Raw genomic sequence first — 17816 nt, forward strand, 5'->3', positions numbered from 1 at the left:
ACTGAATTTTTAGTGGAGACGTTTAGATGGGTAAAATTATTGGTATCGACCTGGGTACTACCAACTCTTGTGTAGCGATTATGGACGGCACTACTGCACGCGTGCTGGAGAACGCCGAGGGCGATCGCACCACGCCTTCTATCATTGCTTATACCCAGGATGGTGAAACTCTGGTTGGTCAGCCGGCTAAACGTCAGGCAGTGACAAACCCGCAAAACACCCTGTTTGCGATCAAACGCCTGATTGGCCGCCGCTTCCAGGACGAAGAAGTTCAGCGTGACGTTTCTATCATGCCTTACAAAATCATCGCAGCAGATAACGGCGATGCGTGGCTTGATGTGAAAGGCACCAAAACGGCACCACCGCAGATCTCTGCTGAAGTGCTGAAAAAAATGAAGAAAACCGCTGAAGATTACCTGGGTGAGCCGGTAACTGAAGCTGTTATCACCGTTCCTGCTTACTTCAACGATGCTCAGCGTCAGGCAACCAAAGATGCTGGCCGTATCGCAGGTCTGGAAGTAAAACGTATCATCAACGAACCAACCGCGGCTGCACTGGCTTACGGTCTGGATAAAGAAGTCGGCAACCGTACTATCGCGGTTTACGACCTGGGTGGTGGTACCTTCGATATCTCTATTATCGAAATCGACGAAGTTGACGGCGAAAAAACCTTCGAAGTTCTGGCAACCAACGGTGATACCCACCTGGGTGGTGAAGACTTCGATACCCGTCTGATCAACTACCTCGTTGACGAGTTCAAGAAAGATCAGGGCATTGACCTGCGTAACGACCCGCTGGCGATGCAGCGCCTGAAAGAAGCCGCTGAGAAAGCGAAGATCGAACTGTCTTCTGCTCAGCAGACCGACGTGAACCTGCCGTACATCACCGCAGACGCGACCGGTCCTAAACACATGAACATCAAAGTGACCCGTGCGAAACTGGAAAGCCTGGTAGAAGACCTGGTGAACCGTTCTATCGAGCCGCTCAAAGTTGCACTGCAGGATGCTGGCCTGTCCGTATCTGACATCCAGGACGTTATCCTGGTGGGTGGTCAGACCCGTATGCCAATGGTTCAGAAGAAAGTGGCTGAATTCTTTGGTAAAGAGCCACGTAAAGACGTGAACCCGGACGAAGCGGTAGCTATCGGTGCGGCGGTTCAGGGTGGTGTATTGACCGGTGAAGTGAAAGACGTACTGCTGCTGGACGTTACCCCGCTGTCTCTGGGTATCGAAACCATGGGTGGCGTGATGACTGCGCTCATCAACAAAAACACCACCATCCCAACCAAGCACAGCCAGGTGTTCTCTACCGCTGAAGACAACCAGTCTGCGGTAACCATCCATGTGCTGCAGGGTGAGCGTAAGCGTGCGTCTGATAACAAGTCTCTGGGTCAGTTTAACCTGGACGGCATCAACCCGGCACCGCGCGGCATGCCGCAAATCGAAGTTACCTTCGACATCGATGCTGACGGTATCCTGCACGTGTCTGCGAAAGACAAAAACAGCGGTAAAGAGCAGAAGATCACCATCAAGGCATCTTCTGGCCTGAATGAAGCGGAAATCGAAAAAATGGTTCGCGATGCCGAAGCTAACGCGGAATCCGACCGTAAGTTCGAAGAGCTGGTTCAGACCCGTAACCAGGGTGACCATCTGCTGCACAGCACCCGTAAGCAGGTTGAAGAAGCGGGCGATAAACTGCCAGCGGAAGACAAAACTGCTATCGAAGCTGCACTGACCGCGCTGGAAACGTCTCTGAAAGGCGAAGACAAAGCGGATATCGAAGCGAAGATGCAGGAGCTGGCACAGGCTTCCCAGAAGCTGATGGAAATCGCTCAGCAGCAGCACGCACAGCAGCAGGCAGGCGCTGACGCTTCTGCGAACAACGCGAAAGACGACGACGTTGTCGACGCTGAGTTCGAAGAAGTTAAAGACAAAAAATAATCGCCCTGATGCAGGGTAATTAATCGGCACGGGCGTAGGAGAACTCTCCACGCCCGTGCTCGCATGTTAAGGGGCTTAAAAAAACCAATGGCAAAGCAAGACTATTACGAGATTTTAGGCGTTCCGAAAACTGCGGAAGAGCGTGAAATCAAAAAGGCGTATAAGCGCCTGGCCATGAAATTCCACCCGGACCGTAACCAGGGTGACAAAGAGGCTGAAGCAAAATTTAAAGAGATCAAAGAAGCCTACGAAGTCCTGACCGATGCACAAAAACGTGCGGCCTATGACCAGTACGGCCACGCGGCCTTTGAACAGGGCGGCATGGGCGGCGGTGGATTCGGTGGCGGCGGCTTTGGCGGCGGTGCGGATTTCAGCGACATCTTTGGTGACGTGTTCGGCGATATCTTCGGCGGCGGTCGTGGTCGTCAGCGCGCAGCGCGCGGCGCAGACCTGCGCTACAACATGGATCTCACTCTTGAAGAGGCCGTTCGTGGCGTCACGAAAGAGATCCGTATCCCGACGCTGGAAGAGTGTGACGTTTGCCACGGCAGCGGCGCGAAAGCGGGTACCCAGCCACAGACCTGTCCAACCTGTCATGGCTCCGGCCAGGTACAGATGCGCCAGGGCTTCTTCGCGGTACAGCAGGCCTGTCCGCACTGTCACGGTCGCGGTACGCTGATTAAAGATCCGTGCACCAAGTGTCACGGCCACGGTCGCGTTGAGAAAACCAAAACCCTGTCCGTTAAGATCCCGGCTGGCGTTGATACGGGCGACCGCATCCGTCTGGCGGGTGAGGGCGAAGCAGGCGAGCACGGCGCGCCGGCAGGCGATCTGTACGTTCAGGTTCAGGTGAAGCAGCACGCCATCTTCGAGCGTGAAGGCAATAACCTGTACTGTGAAGTGCCGATCAACTTCGCGATGGCGGCTCTCGGCGGTGAAATCGAAGTGCCGACGCTGGACGGTCGCGTCAATCTGAAAATCCCTGGTGAAACCCAGACCGGCAAGCTGTTCCGCATGCGCGGCAAAGGCGTGAAATCCGTTCGCGGTGGTGCGCAGGGCGACCTGCTGTGCCGCGTCGTCGTGGAAACGCCGGTTGGCCTGAACGACAAGCAGAAACAGCTGTTGAAAGAGCTTCAGGAGAGCTTTGGCGGCCCAACGGGTGAGAAAAACAGCCCGCGCTCCAAAAGCTTCTTTGATGGCGTCAAAAAATTCTTCGATGATTTGACCCGCTAATTCGTTAGCTGTGTCTAACTTCAAAAAGCCCGGAAGCGATTCCGGGCTTTTTTTTACAGTTATAGATCGGTAAAACTGAGTCTATACCCAATATTAATCTGTTTTTGCCGAGGTATTCGGCTTGGTATTATGGTTTTATCGAGGTATCGTTGTAAAAGAGAGAACATAAATGAAATTACTACACCGTTTCTTTAGCAGTGAGGCGTCCGGTGGTGTGATCCTGATTATTGCCGCGGCCGCCGCGATGGTGCTGGCTAACCTGGGCATGACCCGCGATCTCTATCACGCATTTCTGGAAACGCCCGTCGAGCTGAAGGTCGGGGCGCTGGAAATTAACAAGAACATGCTGCTGTGGATCAACGATGCGCTAATGGCGGTGTTCTTCCTGCTCGTTGGTCTTGAGGTTAAGCGCGAGCTGGTGCTAGGTTCGCTAGCCAGCCGCCAGCGTGCGGCGTTCCCGGTTATTGCCGCGCTCGGTGGGATGGTCGTTCCAGCGCTGCTCTTTCTCGCATTTACCTGGCAGGATCCTGTTGCGCGTGACGGCTGGGCGATCCCGGCCGCAACGGATATCGCCTTTGCGCTCGGTGTCTTAGCTCTGCTCGGCAGCCGCGTGCCGGTTGCGCTGAAAATCTTCCTGATGGCGCTGGCGATCATTGATGACCTGGGCGCCATTGTGATTATCGCGCTGTTCTACACCAGCGATCTGTCGATCCTGTCCCTGAGCGTAGCCGCAGGGGCGATTGCGGTGTTGGCGGTGCTGAACATCTTCAACGTTCGCCGCATCGGTATCTATATCCTGGTGGGGATGGTGCTGTGGACGGCAGTGCTGAAATCCGGCGTGCACGCCACGCTGGCCGGCGTGATTGTGGGCTTCTTCGTGCCGCTTAAGCCGCAGGACGGTAAGTCACCCGCTAAACAGCTGGAACACGTGCTGCACCCGTGGGTCGCCTTTATGATCCTGCCGCTGTTTGCGTTTGCCAACGCGGGCGTTTCCCTGCAGGGGGTCACGCTGGACGGGCTGACGTCTGTCCTGCCGCTGGGCATTATTGCCGGGCTGTTTATCGGTAAGCCGCTGGGGATCAGCCTCTTCTGCTGGCTGGCGCTGAAGATGAAGCTGGCATCGTTGCCGAACGGTACAACCTTTAGTCAGATCATGGCCGTCGGCGTACTGTGCGGTATTGGATTTACCATGTCGATCTTTATCTCGACGCTGGCGTTTGGTGCAAACGCGCCAGAGCTCATCGTCTGGGCGAAGCTCGGCATTCTCATCGGGTCATTACTGGCGGCAGTGATTGGGTATACTTTGTTGAAGGTGAAGTTGTCCGGACAGGCCGTCCAGGCATAACGGAACACCGGGAGAAGGTCACTCTTCTCCCGATACACACTCAGGGAGCGAAGACGCGATGCCTCATTTGAATTACAACCATCTTTACTACTTCTGGCACGTTTACAAACAGGGCTCGGTCGTGGGGGCGGCAGAGGCGCTTTACCTGACGCCGCAAACCATCACCGGGCAAATCAAAGCCCTTGAAGAACGGCTGCAGGGTAAGCTCTTCAAGCGCAAGGGCCGTGGGATTGAACCCAGCGAACTGGGGGAACTGGTTTTCCGCTATGCGGACAAAATGTTCACCCTCAGCCAGGAGATGCTGGATATCGTCAACTACCGCAAAGAGTCGAACCTGCTCTTTGATGTGGGGGTGGCGGATGCACTGTCCAAACGGCTGGTAAGCGGCGTGCTGGATGCCGCTGTGGTAGAGGATGAACAAATCCATCTGCGCTGCTTTGAATCCACCCACGAGATGCTGCTGGAGCAGCTGAGCCAGCACAAGCTGGACATGATTATCTCGGATTGCCCCATCGACTCCACGCAGCAGGAGGGGCTGTTCTCGGTGAAAATTGGCGAATGTGGCGTGAGCTTCTGGTGCATCAATCCACCGCCGGAGAAACCTTTCCCGGCCTGTCTGGAAGAGCGTCGCCTGCTGGTGCCGGGAAGGCGTTCCATGCTCGGACGCAAGCTGCTGAACTGGTTTAATTCGCAGGGGCTGAACGTGGAGATCCTCGGCGAGTTCGACGATGCGGCGCTGATGAAGGCCTTTGGCGAAGCGCATAATGCGATCTTCGTGGCGCCAACGCTCTACGCGCACGATCTCTATTCAGACGATAAGATTACGGAGATTGGCAGAGTAGATAACGTGATGGAGGAGTACCATGCCATATTCGCCGAAAGGATGATTCAACACCCGGCGGTGCAGCGAATCTGCAACCGTGACTACTCGGCGCTGTTTACGCCACCGGCATTCTGAAGACATAAAAAAACCCGCGTTAAGCGGGTTCTTTAAACAAGCAACAACAAGTAGCGATTAAGCCAGTTTGTTGATCTGCGCTGTCAGGTTTGCTTTATGACGCGCTGCTTTGTTTTTGTGGATCAGACCTTTAGCAGCCTGACGATCCACGATTGGTTGCATTTCGTTAAATGCGTTCTGCGCTGCAGCTTTGTCGCCAGCTTCGATTGCTGCGTATACTTTCTTGATGAAAGTACGCATCATAGAGCGACGGCTTGCGTTGTGCTTACGAGCCTTTTCAGACTGAACGGCACGTTTCTTAGCTGATTTGATATTAGCCAAGTCCAACTCCCAAATATGTTCTATGTGGACAATTCAAAGGCCGAGGAATATGCCCTCTTTGCCTTCTTTTGTCAATGGATTTGTGCAAATAAGCGCCGTTAATTAGCGACGCTACGTTACGTAGTGATGGCGCAGGATTCTACCAGCTTGTCTTTCGTGAATACAGCCTTTCGGCGTAAAAATCGCAGTTCACGGGCAGATTTTTTCGCTGTGAAAGGTCAGCCTGATGAAATCATTACGGCTTTCTGTTTTGCGCGAACAATCGCCGGTTAACCTTAACCGCTGTACAAGGTATACTTTGGCGATTTTCACTGTTTTGAGCCAGACATGAAGCTGATACGCGGCATACATAATCTCAGCAGAGCGCCACACGGGTGCGTGCTGACCATTGGTAATTTCGACGGCGTGCATCGTGGTCATCAGGCGCTGTTGCAGGGATTGCGTAAAGAAGGGGAGGCCCGTGGCCTGCCCGTTGTGGTGATGATTTTCGAGCCACAGCCGCTGGAGCTGTTCGCGGGCGATAAATCTCCCGCTCGCCTCACTCGCCTGCGCGAAAAGTTGCGCTACCTGGCGGAGTCCGGCGTGGACTACGTATTGTGCGTGCGTTTCGATCGCCGCTTTGCCGCACTGACAGCACAAAATTTCGTCAGCGACCTGCTGGTTAAGCGTCTTGGCGTTCAGTTTCTCGCGGTGGGGGATGATTTCCGCTTTGGCGCTGGTCGTCAGGGCGATTTCTTGCTATTACAGAAGGCTGGTCTGGAGTACGGTTTTGACGTCACCAGCGCGATGACCTTCTGTGAAGGCGGCGTGCGCGTCAGCAGCACGGCGGTGCGTCAGGCATTGGCTAATGATGAACTGGAGACGGCAGAAAATTTGCTGGGCCATCCGTTCACCATTTCTGGCCGCGTGGTTCATGGCGATGCGCTGGGCCGCACGATTGGTTTCCCGACGGCGAATATACCGCTGCGTCGTCAGGTTTCCCCGGTTAAAGGGGTCTATGCGGTGGAAGTGGCAGGACTGGGCGATAAGTCGTTTTACGGCGTTGCCAACATTGGCACGCGTCCTACCGTTGCCGGTGTGCGTCAACAGCTAGAAGTGCACCTGCTGGACGTTGTAATGGACCTTTATGGTCGCCATATAGATGTAATACTGCGTAAAAAAATACGCAACGAGCAGCGATTTGCTTCGCTGGATGAACTTAAGGCGCAAATCGCGCGAGATGAATTAACGGCCCGCGAGTTTTTTGGGCTTTAGAACCGGCTTAACTGCCTACGTGATAAATACGGAACCGAGAATCTGATGAGTGACTATAAATCAACCCTGAATTTGCCGGAAACAGGGTTCCCGATGCGCGGCGATCTCGCCAAGCGTGAACCGGGAATGCTGGCGCGTTGGACCGATGATGACCTGTACGGCATCATTCGTGCAGCCAAAAAAGGCAAAAAAACCTTCATTCTGCATGATGGCCCTCCATATGCGAATGGCAGCATTCATATTGGTCACTCTGTAAACAAGATTCTGAAAGATATTATCGTGAAGTCCAAAGGACTCGCGGGATTTGACTCGCCTTACGTGCCGGGCTGGGACTGCCACGGTCTGCCGATCGAGCTGAAAGTGGAGCAAGAGTTTGGCAAGCCAGGTGAGAAGTTCACCGCTGCAGAGTTCCGCGCGAAGTGCCGCGAATACGCGGCCACCCAGGTTGAAGGCCAGCGCGCTGACTTTATCCGTCTGGGCGTGCTGGGCGACTGGTCGCACCCGTACCTGACCATGGACTTCAAAACTGAAGCCAACATCATCCGTGCGCTGGGCAAAATCATCGGTAACGGCCACCTGCATAAAGGCGCAAAGCCTGTGCACTGGTGCGTGGACTGCCGTTCTGCGCTGGCAGAAGCGGAAGTGGAGTATTACGACAAAACTTCACCTTCTATCGACGTGGCCTTCGAAGCGGTCGATCAGGATGCCATTAAAGGTAAATTCGGTCTGCCTGGCGTTAGCGGCCCAATCTCTCTGGTGATCTGGACCACTACCCCGTGGACGCTGCCAGCCAACCGTGCAATCTCTCTCTCCGGCGAGTTCGAATATGCGCTGGTGCAGATTGATGGCCGCGCGGTTATCCTGGCGAAAGATCTGGTTGAAAGCGTGCTGAAACGCGCGAATATCACCGACTACACAGTTCTGGGCACCGTAAAAGGCGACGCGCTGGAGCTGATGCGCTTCAAACACCCGTTCCTGGACTTCGACGTTCCGGCGATCCTGGGCGACCACGTCACGCTGGACGCGGGTACCGGTGCGGTACATACCGCCGGTGGCCACGGTCCTGACGACTACAACATCAGCCTGAAATACGGCCTGGAAATCGCTAACCCGGTTGGCCCGGACGGTTCTTACCTGCCTGGCACCTACCCGGCGCTGGATGGTATCAACGTCTTCAAAGCCAACGACATCATCGTTGACATGCTGCGCACCAGCGGCGCGCTGCTGCACGTTGAGAAAATGCAGCACAGCTATCCGTGCTGCTGGCGCCACAAGACGCCGATCATCTTCCGTGCGACCCCGCAGTGGTTCGTCAGCATGGATCAGAAAGGCCTGCGCGAGCAGTCTCTGAAAGAGATCAAAGGCGTGCAGTGGATCCCGGACTGGGGCCAGGCGCGTATCGAATCCATGGTGGCTAACCGTCCTGACTGGTGTATCTCCCGTCAGCGTACCTGGGGCGTGCCGATGTCGCTGTTCGTGCATAAAGAGACGCATGAGCTGCACCCGAACACCCTAGAACTGATGGAAGAAGTGGCGAAGCGCGTCGAAGTTGACGGCATTCAGGCGTGGTGGGATCTCGACGCCCGCGACATCCTGGGCGCGGACGCGGACAACTATGAGAAAGTGCCAGACACCCTGGACGTGTGGTTCGACTCCGGATCTACTCACGCCTCCGTAGTTGACGTGCGCCCGGAGTTTGCCGGTCACGCTGCCGACATGTATCTGGAAGGTTCCGACCAACACCGCGGCTGGTTCATGTCATCTCTGATGATCTCCACCGCGATGAAAGGTAAAGCGCCTTACCGTCAGGTACTGACCCACGGCTTCACCGTGGATGGTCAGGGCCGTAAGATGTCTAAATCTATCGGCAACACCGTTTCGCCGCAGGACGTGATGAACAAGCTGGGCGCGGACATCCTGCGTCTGTGGGTAGCCTCAACCGACTACACTGGCGAAATGGCGGTGTCTGACGAGATCCTGAAGCGTGCTGCCGACAGCTATCGTCGTATCCGTAACACCGCGCGCTTCCTGCTGGCGAACCTGAACGGGTTCGATCCAGTGAAAGATATGGTGAAACCGGAAGAGATGGTCGTGCTGGACCGCTGGGCGGTAGGCTGCGCGAAAGCGGCGCAGGAAGACATCGTTAAGGCATATGAGTCTTACGACTTCCACGAAGTGGTGCAGCGCCTGATGCGCTTCTGCTCCATCGAGATGGGCTCGTTCTACCTCGACATTATCAAAGATCGCCAGTACACCGCGAAAGCGGACAGCGTGGCGCGCCGTAGCTGCCAGTCCGCGCTGTTCCACATCGCAGAAGCGCTGGTGCGCTGGATGGCGCCGATCATGTCCTTCACCGCGGATGAAATCTGGGGTTATCTGCCGGGCGACCGTGAGAAGTATGTCTTCACCGGCGAGTGGTATGAAGGTCTGTTCGATCTCTCCAGCACCGAAGCAATGAACGATGCCTTCTGGGACGAGCTGCTGAAAGTGCGTGGCGAAGTGAACAAGGTTATCGAGCAGGCGCGTGCGGATAAGAAAGTCGGTGGCTCTCTGGAAGCGGCAGTGACCCTGTACGCCGAACCGGAGCTGGCGGCGAAGCTGACCGCGCTGGGCGATGAATTACGATTTGTCCTGTTGACCTCCGGTGCAAAAGTTGCGGATTATGCCGAGGCTTCTGCTGATGCTCAGCAGAGCGAGTTGCTCAAAGGCCTGAAAGTCGCACTGAGCAAAGCCGAAGGTGAGAAGTGCCCGCGCTGCTGGCATTACACTACCGATATCGGCCAGGTGGCGGAACACGCAGACATCTGCGGACGCTGTGTAAGCAACGTCGCCGGTGACGGCGAAAAACGTAAGTTTGCCTGATGAGTAAAACTCTCTGTTCAACAGGACTGCGCTGGCTGTGGCTGGTGGTGGTGGTGCTGATTATCGATCTGGGCAGCAAGTTCCTGATCCTCCAGAATTTCGCTCTGGGGGAGACGGTTTCGCTGTTCCCGTCGCTTAACCTGCACTATGCGCGCAACTACGGCGCGGCGTTTAGCTTCCTTGCCGACAGCGGTGGCTGGCAGCGCTGGTTCTTCGCGGGTATCGCTCTCGGTATCTGCGTGGTACTGGCTGTGCTGATGTACCGCTCGAAAGCCACGCAAAAGCTGAATAACATCGCCTACGCGCTGATCATTGGCGGCGCGCTGGGCAACCTGTTTGACCGCCTGTGGCACGGCTTTGTGGTCGATATGATCGACTTCTACGTCGGCGACTGGCACTTCGCGACCTTTAACCTGGCCGACACCGCCATCTGCATCGGTGCGGCGTTAATCGTGCTGGAAGGCTTCTTGCCTAAACCCGCAGCGAAAGAGCAGGCGTAATTGTCAATGCCGGGTGATGCGCTGCGCCACCCGGCACAACATTAAAGAGCAATGTGTATGTCTAAATCCGTACAGAGCAACAGCGCGGTTCTCGTTCACTTCACGCTGAAGCTGGATGACGGCTCCACGGCTGAATCCACCCGCAATAACGGCAAACCTGCCCTGTTTCGTCTCGGCGATACCTCCCTGTCTGAAGGTCTTGAGCAGCAGCTCCTGGGCCTGAAAGAGGGTGAGAAAAAAGCGTTCTCGCTGGAGCCGGATGCCGCGTTTGGCGTGCCAAGCCCGGACCTGATTCAGTATTTCTCGCGCCGCGAGTTTATGGACGCGGGCGAACCGGAAATCGGGGCGATTATGCTCTTTACCGCTATGGACGGCAGCGAAATGCCTGGCGTGATCCGCGAGATTAACGGCGACTCTATCACCGTTGACTTCAACCATCCGCTTGCCGGGCGTACCGTTCATTTTGATGTTGAAGTGCTGGAGATCGATCCGGCACTGGAGGCCTGAAATGCAGATCCTGTTGGCTAACCCGCGCGGCTTCTGCGCCGGTGTAGACCGCGCTATCAGCATTGTTGAAAACGCGCTGGAGATTTACGGCGCGCCGATTTACGTGCGTCACGAAGTGGTGCATAACCGCTACGTGGTCGACAGCCTGCGCGAGCGCGGTGCTATTTTCATCGAGCAGATCAGCGAAGTGCCGGACGGTGCGATCCTGATCTTCTCTGCGCACGGCGTCTCTCAGGCGGTGCGTAACGAAGCGAAAAGCCGCGATCTGACCGTATTCGATGCCACCTGTCCATTAGTGACAAAAGTGCATATGGAAGTGGCGCGCGCCAGCCGTCGCGGTGAAGAGTCGATTCTGATTGGCCACGCCGGTCACCCGGAAGTTGAAGGCACCATGGGCCAGTACAGCAACCCGGAAGGGGGAATGTACCTGGTGGAGTCGCCGGAAGATGTCCTGACGCTGAACGTGAAAAACGAAGCGCGTCTGTCGTTTATGACCCAGACCACGCTCTCCGTAGACGACACCTCAGACGTGATTGACGCCCTGCGCCAGCGCTTCCCGAAAATCGTCGGGCCGCGTAAGGATGATATCTGCTACGCCACCACTAACCGTCAGGAAGCGGTGCGCGCGCTGGCTGAACAGGCGGACGTGGTGCTGGTTGTCGGCTCTAAAAACTCCTCTAACTCCAACCGTCTGGCCGAACTGGCGCAGCGTATGGGGAAAGCGGCGTTTTTAATCGACGACGCGACGGACATCCAGGAAGCGTGGGTGAAAAATGCGGCCTGCGTTGGCGTTACCGCAGGCGCTTCCGCGCCGGATATCCTGGTGCAGAACGTGATTGCTCGTCTGCAGGAGCTGGGCGGGGGCGAAGCGGTTCCGCTGGAAGGACGCGAAGAGAATATCGTCTTCGAAGTGCCGAAAGAGCTGCGTATCGACGCCCGCGAAGTGGAATAATTTCTTTTCTGATGAAAGGCCAGCACCTCCTGTGCTGGCCTTTTTTTTGCTCCGGACTTTATCGTGACGACAAAATCATGTCTTTTACTGATATCTGAGTCGGTTTCACGTTAAATTCTAATTATTGGTGTTTTCAGTTGGCAGCCTTTACGAAGGCTGGTTAATCTGAAAACGGTTTACATCATTTTAACGTAAGAGAATAACTATGCATGATGCACAGATCCGTGTCGCCATTGCGGGCGCGGGTGGACGTATGGGTCGCCAGCTGATTCAGGCGGCAATACAAATGGATGGCGTGGCACTCGGCGCGGCGCTGGAGCGTGAAGGTTCATCCCTGCTGGGATCCGATGCGGGTGAACTGGCCGGCGCGGGCAAGACAGGTGTTACCGTTCAGAGCAGCCTTGATGCGGTGAAAGATGACTTTGATGTGTTCATCGACTTTACCCGTCCCGAAGGCACCCTGACTCACCTGGCGTTTTGCCGCCAGCACGGTAAAGGGATGGTGATTGGCACTACCGGCTTCGATGATGCGGGTAAACAGGCCATTCAGGATGCAGCCACCGACATTGCGATTGTCTTTGCCGCGAACTTTAGCGTAGGCGTTAACGTCATGCTGAAGCTGCTGGAAAAAGCGGCGAAGGTGATGGGCGACTACACCGACATTGAGATTATTGAAGCGCACCACCGCCATAAAGTTGATGCTCCATCAGGCACGGCGCTGGCGATGGGCGAAGCAATTGCTTATGCAATGGATAAAGATTTAAAAGACATCGCAGTCTATTCCCGTGAAGGGTATACCGGAGAACGCGTGCCGGGCACCATTGGTTTCGCAACCGTCCGGGCAGGCGATATCGTCGGCGAACACACGGCGATGTTCGCCGATTTTGGTGAACGTGTTGAGATTACGCACAAAGCGTCAAGCCGCATGACGTTCGCCAATGGCGCAGTACGCTCCGCGTTGTGGCTTAATTCGAAAGAAAAGGGTCTTTTTGATATGCGAGATGTGCTGGATCTCAACAATTTGTAAGCTTTATTACCCATCGTGATGTGGTTATTGCAGTCGTAATGTATTGATTGCATAGGGCAATAATTTATTGCCCTCTTATTTTATTTGTTTTAGATGGATTTTGGTTGTTAATGGTCATAAATCTGAGTTTCATGCCATTATTATGTGAATTGAATGTAAATTTTGACCATTTGGTCCACTTTTTGTCGCTCGCATCTCTTAAATTCCATAAAACCTACCGCGCAAGCGTTTTCCAGGATGATTTACCTGATCTTTTTGCCCATTAAATCCCATTCAAGCCGCCAGTCCTGCAAAAGAATAAACAAAATATCCGTTTTAAGTTGACTTTTACCCACCAAATCTCCAGAATGCCGCCGTTTGCCAAAAATCCGCTGGCAACACATTTGCATTGATCTATGACATAGTCATGAATTAATATGCAAATAAAGTGAGTGAATATTCTCTGGAGGGTGTTTTGATTAAGTCAGCGCTATTGGTTCTGGAAGACGGAACCCAGTTTATCGGTCGGGCCATAGGGGCAACGGGTTCGGCGGTTGGGGAAGTCGTTTTCAATACTTCAATGACCGGTTATCAAGAAATCCTCACTGATCCTTCCTATTCTCGCCAAATCGTTACTCTTACTTATCCTCATATCGGCAATGTCGGCACCAATGCGGCTGACGAAGAATCCTCTCAGGTACATGCGCAAGGCCTGGTCATTCGCGACCTGCCGCTGATTGCCAGCAACTTCCGCAACACTGAAGACCTCTCTTCTTACCTGAAGCGCCATAACATCGTGGCGATTGCCGATATCGATACCCGTAAGTTAACGCGTCTGCTGCGCGAGAAGGGTGCACAGAACGGCTGCATCATCGCGGGTGATAACCTCGATGCGACGCTGGCGCTGGAAAAAGCGAAAGCCTTCCCGGGCCTGAACGGTATGGACCTGGCGAAAGAAGTGACTACCGCCGAAGCCTACAGCTGGACGCAGGGGAGCTGGACGCTGGAAGGCGACCTGCCGGAAGCGAAAAAAGAGAACGAACTGCCGTTCCACGTGGTGGCCTATGATTTTGGTGCCAAGCGCAACATCCTGCGCATGCTGGTTGACCGCGGCTGCCGCCTGACGGTGGTACCGGCGAAAACCTCCGCTGAAGAGGTGCTTAAGATGAACCCGGACGGCATCTTCCTCTCTAACGGCCCAGGCGACCCGGCACCGTGCGATTACGCTATCGACGCCATCAAGTCCTTCCTGGAAACCGACATCCCGGTATTCGGCATCTGCCTCGGCCATCAGCTGCTGGCGCTGGCGAGCGGTGCGAACACCGTCAAGATGAAGTTCGGCCACCACGGTGGTAACCACCCCGTGAAAGACATTGATAACAATACGGTGATGATTACCGCGCAGAACCACGGTTTCGCCGTCGATGAAGCCTCTATGCCAGCTAACCTGCGCGTGACGCACAAATCACTGTTCGATGGCACCCTGCAGGGTATCCACCGTACCGATAAGCCAGCGTTCAGCTTCCAGGGCCACCCGGAAGCCAGCCCGGGCCCGCACGACGCCGCGCCGCTGTTCGATCACTTCATCGAACTTATCGAGCAATACCGTAAGACCGCTAAATAATCAGGAGCCGAGAAGACCATGCCAAAACGTACAGACATAAAAAGCATCCTGATCCTTGGCGCTGGCCCGATCGTCATCGGCCAGGCCTGCGAATTCGACTACTCCGGCGCGCAGGCGTGTAAAGCGCTGCGCGAAGAGGGTTACCGCGTTATCCTGGTTAACTCTAACCCGGCGACCATAATGACCGACCCGGAAATGGCGGATGCAACCTACATCGAGCCGATTCACTGGGAAGTGGTACGTAAAATCATCGAGAAAGAGCGTCCGGACGCGGTGCTGCCAACCATGGGCGGCCAGACGGCGCTGAACTGCGCGCTGGAGCTGGAGCGTCAGGGCGTGCTGGCTGAATTTGGCGTCACCATGATTGGTGCGACCGCCGACGCGATTGATAAAGCAGAAGACCGTCGCCGCTTTGACGTGGCGATGAAGAAAATCGGCCTCGACACCGCGCGCTCCGGTATTGCGCATAACATGGAAGAGGCGCTGGCCGTTGCGGCTGAAGTGGGCTATCCGTGCATCATCCGTCCATCGTTCACCATGGGCGGCACCGGTGGCGGTATCGCCTACAACCGCGAAGAGTTCGAAGAGATTTGCGAGCGCGGTCTGGATCTATCCCCAACCAAAGAGCTGCTGATTGATGAATCGCTGATTGGCTGGAAAGAGTACGAGATGGAAGTGGTGCGTGATAAAAACGACAACTGCATCATCGTCTGCTCCATCGAAAACTTCGATGCGATGGGTATCCACACCGGCGACTCCATCACCGTTGCGCCAGCCCAGACGCTGACCGACAAAGAGTATCAAATCATGCGTAACGCCTCGATGGCGGTACTGCGTGAAATCGGCGTGGAAACCGGCGGTTCTAACGTGCAGTTCTCGGTGAACCCGAAAACCGGTCGTCTGATTGTTATCGAAATGAACCCGCGCGTCTCCCGCTCCTCCGCGCTGGCCTCCAAAGCCACCGGCTTCCCGATTGCGAAAGTGGCGGCGAAGCTGGCAGTGGGTTACACCCTCGACGAGCTGATGAACGACATCACCGGTGGCCGCACGCCTGCGTCCTTCGAGCCGTCCATCGACTACGTTGTGACTAAAATTCCTCGCTTTAACTTCGAGAAATTCGCGGGCGCGAACGACCGTCTGACGACCCAGATGAAATCTGTGGGTGAAGTGATGGCGATTGGCCGCACGCAGCAGGAATCCCTGCAAAAAGCGCTGCGCGGTCTGGAAGTGGGCGCCACCGGCTTTGACCCGAAAGTGAGCCTGGACGACCCGGAAGCGCTGACCAAAATCCGCCGCGAGCTGAAAGACGCGGGCGCAGAACGTATCTGGTACATCGCCGATGCCTTCCGCGCGGGCCTGTCCGTCGACGGCGTATTTAACCTTACCAACATCGACCGCTGGTTCCTGGTGCAGATTGAAGAGCTGGTGCGTCTGGAAGAGAAAGTGGCGGAGCTGGGCATCAACGGCCTGGACGCAGACTTCCTGCGCATGCTGAAGCGTAAAGGCTTCGCCGATGCGCGTCTGGCTAAGCTGGCGGGCGTGCGCGAAGCGGAAATCCGCAAGCTGCGCGACCAGTATGACCTGCACCCGGTTTACAAGCGCGTGGACACCTGCGCGGCCGAGTTCTCGACCGATACCGCGTACATGTACTCCACCTATGAAGACGAGTGCGAAGCGAACCCGTCCGTCGACCGCGACAAGATCATGGTGTTGGGCGGCGGTCCAAACCGTATCGGCCAGGGCATCGAGTTTGATTACTGCTGCGTACACGCCTCGCTGGCGCTGCGCGAAGACGGTTACGAGACCATCATGGTCAACTGTAACCCGGAAACCGTTTCTACCGACTACGACACCTCTGACCGTCTCTACTTCGAGCCGGTTACCCTGGAAGACGTGCTGGAAATCGTGCGCATCGAGAAGCCAAAAGGCGTTATCGTGCAGTACGGCGGTCAGACCCCGCTGAAGCTGGCGCGCGCGCTGGAAGCGGCTGGCGTACCGGTTATCGGTACCAGCCCGGACGCGATTGACCGCGCGGAAGACCGTGAGCGTTTCCAGCAGGCGGTTGACCGTCTGAAGCTGAAGCAGCCGGCGAACGCCACCGTGACGGCCATTGAAATGGCCGTTGAGAAGGCGAAGGAGATTGGTTACCCGCTGGTGGTGCGTCCTTCCTACGTGCTGGGCGGCCGCGCGATGGAAATCGTCTACGACGAAGCCGACCTGCGTCGCTACTTCCAGACGGCGGTGAGCGTTTCCAACGATGCGCCAGTACTGCTTGACCGCTTCCTCGACGACGCGGTTGAGGTGGACGTTGACGCCATCTGCGACGGCGAAATGGTGCTGATTGGCGGCATCATGGAGCATATCGAGCAGGCGGGCGTGCACTCCGGTGACTCCGCCTGTTCTCTGCCGGCCTACACGCTGAGCCAGGAAATTCAGGACGTGATGCGCCAGCAGGTGCAGAAGCTGGCCTTTGAGCTGCAGGTTCGTGGCCTGATGAACGTTCAGTTCGCGGTGAAAGACAACGAAGTTTATCTGATTGAAGTCAACCCGCGTGCGGCGCGTACCGTACCGTTCGTCTCTAAAGCGACCGGTATTCCGCTGGCGAAAGTGGCGGCGCGCGTGATGGCTGGCCAGACGCTGGCTCAGCAGGGCGTAACCAAAGAGATCATCCCGCCGTATTACTCGGTGAAAGAGGTGGTGCTGCCGTTCAACAAATTCCCGGGCGTTGACCCGCTGTTAGGGCCAGAGATGCGCTCGACCGGGGAAGTAATGGGCGTGGGCCGCACCTTCGCAGAAGCGTTTGCCAAGGCGCAGCTGGGCAGCAGCTCTACCATGAGAAAATCGGGCCGTGCGCTGCTCTCCGTTCGCGAAGGCGATAAAGAGCGCGTGGTTGACCTGGCCGCCAAGCTGCTGAAACAGGGCTTTGAGCTGGACGCAACCCACGGTACGGCGATTGTGCTGGGTGAAGCCGGTATTAACCCGCGTCTGGTGAACAAGGTGCATGAAGGTCGTCCGCACATTCAGGATCGTATCAAGAATGGCGAATATACCTACATCATCAACACCACCGCAGGACGCCAGGCGATTGAAGACTCCAAGCTGATTCGCCGCAGCGCGCTGCAATACAAAGTGCACTACGACACCACCCTGAACGGCGGTTTCGCAACAGCGATGGCGCTGAATGCGGATGCTACCGAGAAGGTGATTTCGGTGCAGGAAATGCACGCGCAGATTAGCAAGTAACCCCCATTGCCCGGTACCGTTCGGTTACCGGGCAATTTTCCCATCTTAAGAACCTTCTGGTTTTTCATCCG

The 17816-nt window shown here is 55.8% G+C and carries 13 protein-coding genes and 1 pseudogene; 13 read left to right on the forward strand and 1 reads right to left on the reverse strand.

Going from position 1 to position 17816, the window contains the following annotated elements:
- Positions 1 to 26: 26 nt before the first annotated feature.
- The 4 genes from dnaK to nhaR all read left to right on the forward strand — a co-directional run bounded on the left by dnaK (position 27) and on the right by nhaR (position 5476).
- Positions 27 to 1940: a molecular chaperone DnaK gene (dnaK, locus tag IM291_RS10330; RefSeq protein ID WP_028015465.1), complete on the forward strand. Its 1914-nt coding sequence runs from the start codon at positions 27 to 29 to the stop codon at positions 1938 to 1940.
- 87 nt (positions 1941 to 2027) lie between these two features.
- Positions 2028 to 3173 (forward strand): molecular chaperone DnaJ, encoded by a 1146-nt coding sequence (dnaJ, locus tag IM291_RS10335; protein ID WP_008502040.1) that lies wholly within the window; start codon positions 2028 to 2030, stop codon positions 3171 to 3173.
- Positions 3174 to 3342: 169 nt separating this feature from the next.
- On the forward strand, positions 3343 to 4518 hold the full coding sequence (gene nhaA / locus IM291_RS10340) for a Na+/H+ antiporter NhaA (protein ID WP_192986816.1): 1176 nt from the start codon (positions 3343 to 3345) through the stop codon (positions 4516 to 4518).
- Between the two features lie 58 nt (positions 4519 to 4576).
- Complete coding sequence (gene nhaR, locus IM291_RS10345) at positions 4577 to 5476, forward strand: transcriptional activator NhaR (RefSeq protein ID WP_028015467.1); 900 nt, start codon at positions 4577 to 4579, stop codon at positions 5474 to 5476.
- Positions 5477 to 5533: 57 nt separating this feature from the next.
- Here the strand turns inward: nhaR and rpsT are convergent, their stop codons facing one another.
- Entirely contained in the window at positions 5534 to 5797 is a 264-nt protein-coding gene (gene rpsT, locus IM291_RS10350) for a 30S ribosomal protein S20 (protein ID WP_003856458.1), read from the reverse strand.
- A 101-nt stretch (positions 5798 to 5898) separates the two neighbouring features.
- On the opposite strand from rpsT, the pseudogene IM291_RS21930 reads away from it, so the two are divergent.
- The 9 genes and pseudogenes from IM291_RS21930 to carB all read left to right on the forward strand — a co-directional run bounded on the left by IM291_RS21930 (position 5899) and on the right by carB (position 17745).
- Positions 5899 to 6117: pseudogene (locus tag IM291_RS21930) on the forward strand (DUF2575 domain-containing protein).
- 7 nt (positions 6118 to 6124) lie between these two features.
- Positions 6125 to 7051, forward strand: a complete 927-nt coding sequence (gene ribF / locus IM291_RS10355; protein ID WP_028015468.1) for a bifunctional riboflavin kinase/FAD synthetase — start codon at positions 6125 to 6127, stop codon at positions 7049 to 7051.
- A gap of 45 nt (positions 7052 to 7096) precedes the next feature.
- Positions 7097 to 9913 (forward strand): isoleucine--tRNA ligase, encoded by a 2817-nt coding sequence (gene ileS, locus IM291_RS10360; RefSeq protein WP_048999026.1) that lies wholly within the window; start codon positions 7097 to 7099, stop codon positions 9911 to 9913.
- Positions 9913 to 10413: a signal peptidase II gene (lspA, locus tag IM291_RS10365; RefSeq protein ID WP_028015470.1), complete on the forward strand. Its 501-nt coding sequence runs from the start codon at positions 9913 to 9915 to the stop codon at positions 10411 to 10413. The genes ileS and lspA overlap by 1 nt, the downstream gene beginning before the upstream one ends.
- Before the next feature lie 57 nt (positions 10414 to 10470).
- Positions 10471 to 10920, forward strand: coding sequence for an FKBP-type peptidyl-prolyl cis-trans isomerase (gene fkpB, locus IM291_RS10370; RefSeq protein WP_003856450.1), 450 nt, complete (start codon positions 10471 to 10473; stop codon positions 10918 to 10920).
- A gap of 1 nt (position 10921) precedes the next feature.
- On the forward strand, positions 10922 to 11872 hold the full coding sequence (gene ispH, locus IM291_RS10375; RefSeq protein WP_028015471.1) for a 4-hydroxy-3-methylbut-2-enyl diphosphate reductase: 951 nt from the start codon (positions 10922 to 10924) through the stop codon (positions 11870 to 11872).
- Positions 11873 to 12077: 205 nt separating this feature from the next.
- Positions 12078 to 12899: a 4-hydroxy-tetrahydrodipicolinate reductase gene (gene dapB, locus IM291_RS10380; RefSeq protein WP_192986818.1), complete on the forward strand. Its 822-nt coding sequence runs from the start codon at positions 12078 to 12080 to the stop codon at positions 12897 to 12899.
- A 454-nt stretch (positions 12900 to 13353) separates the two neighbouring features.
- Positions 13354 to 14502 (forward strand): glutamine-hydrolyzing carbamoyl-phosphate synthase small subunit, encoded by a 1149-nt coding sequence (carA, locus tag IM291_RS10385; protein WP_041911264.1) that lies wholly within the window; start codon positions 13354 to 13356, stop codon positions 14500 to 14502.
- Positions 14503 to 14520: 18 nt separating this feature from the next.
- Positions 14521 to 17745, forward strand: a complete 3225-nt coding sequence (carB, locus tag IM291_RS10390) for a carbamoyl-phosphate synthase large subunit (RefSeq protein WP_041911263.1) — start codon at positions 14521 to 14523, stop codon at positions 17743 to 17745.
- Positions 17746 to 17816: the final 71 nt, after the last annotated feature.

The sequence above is a fragment of the Enterobacter cloacae complex sp. P27C genome (genome assembly GCF_014895705.1).
Taxonomy (GTDB): Bacteria; Pseudomonadota; Gammaproteobacteria; order Enterobacterales; family Enterobacteriaceae; genus Enterobacter; species Enterobacter bugandensis.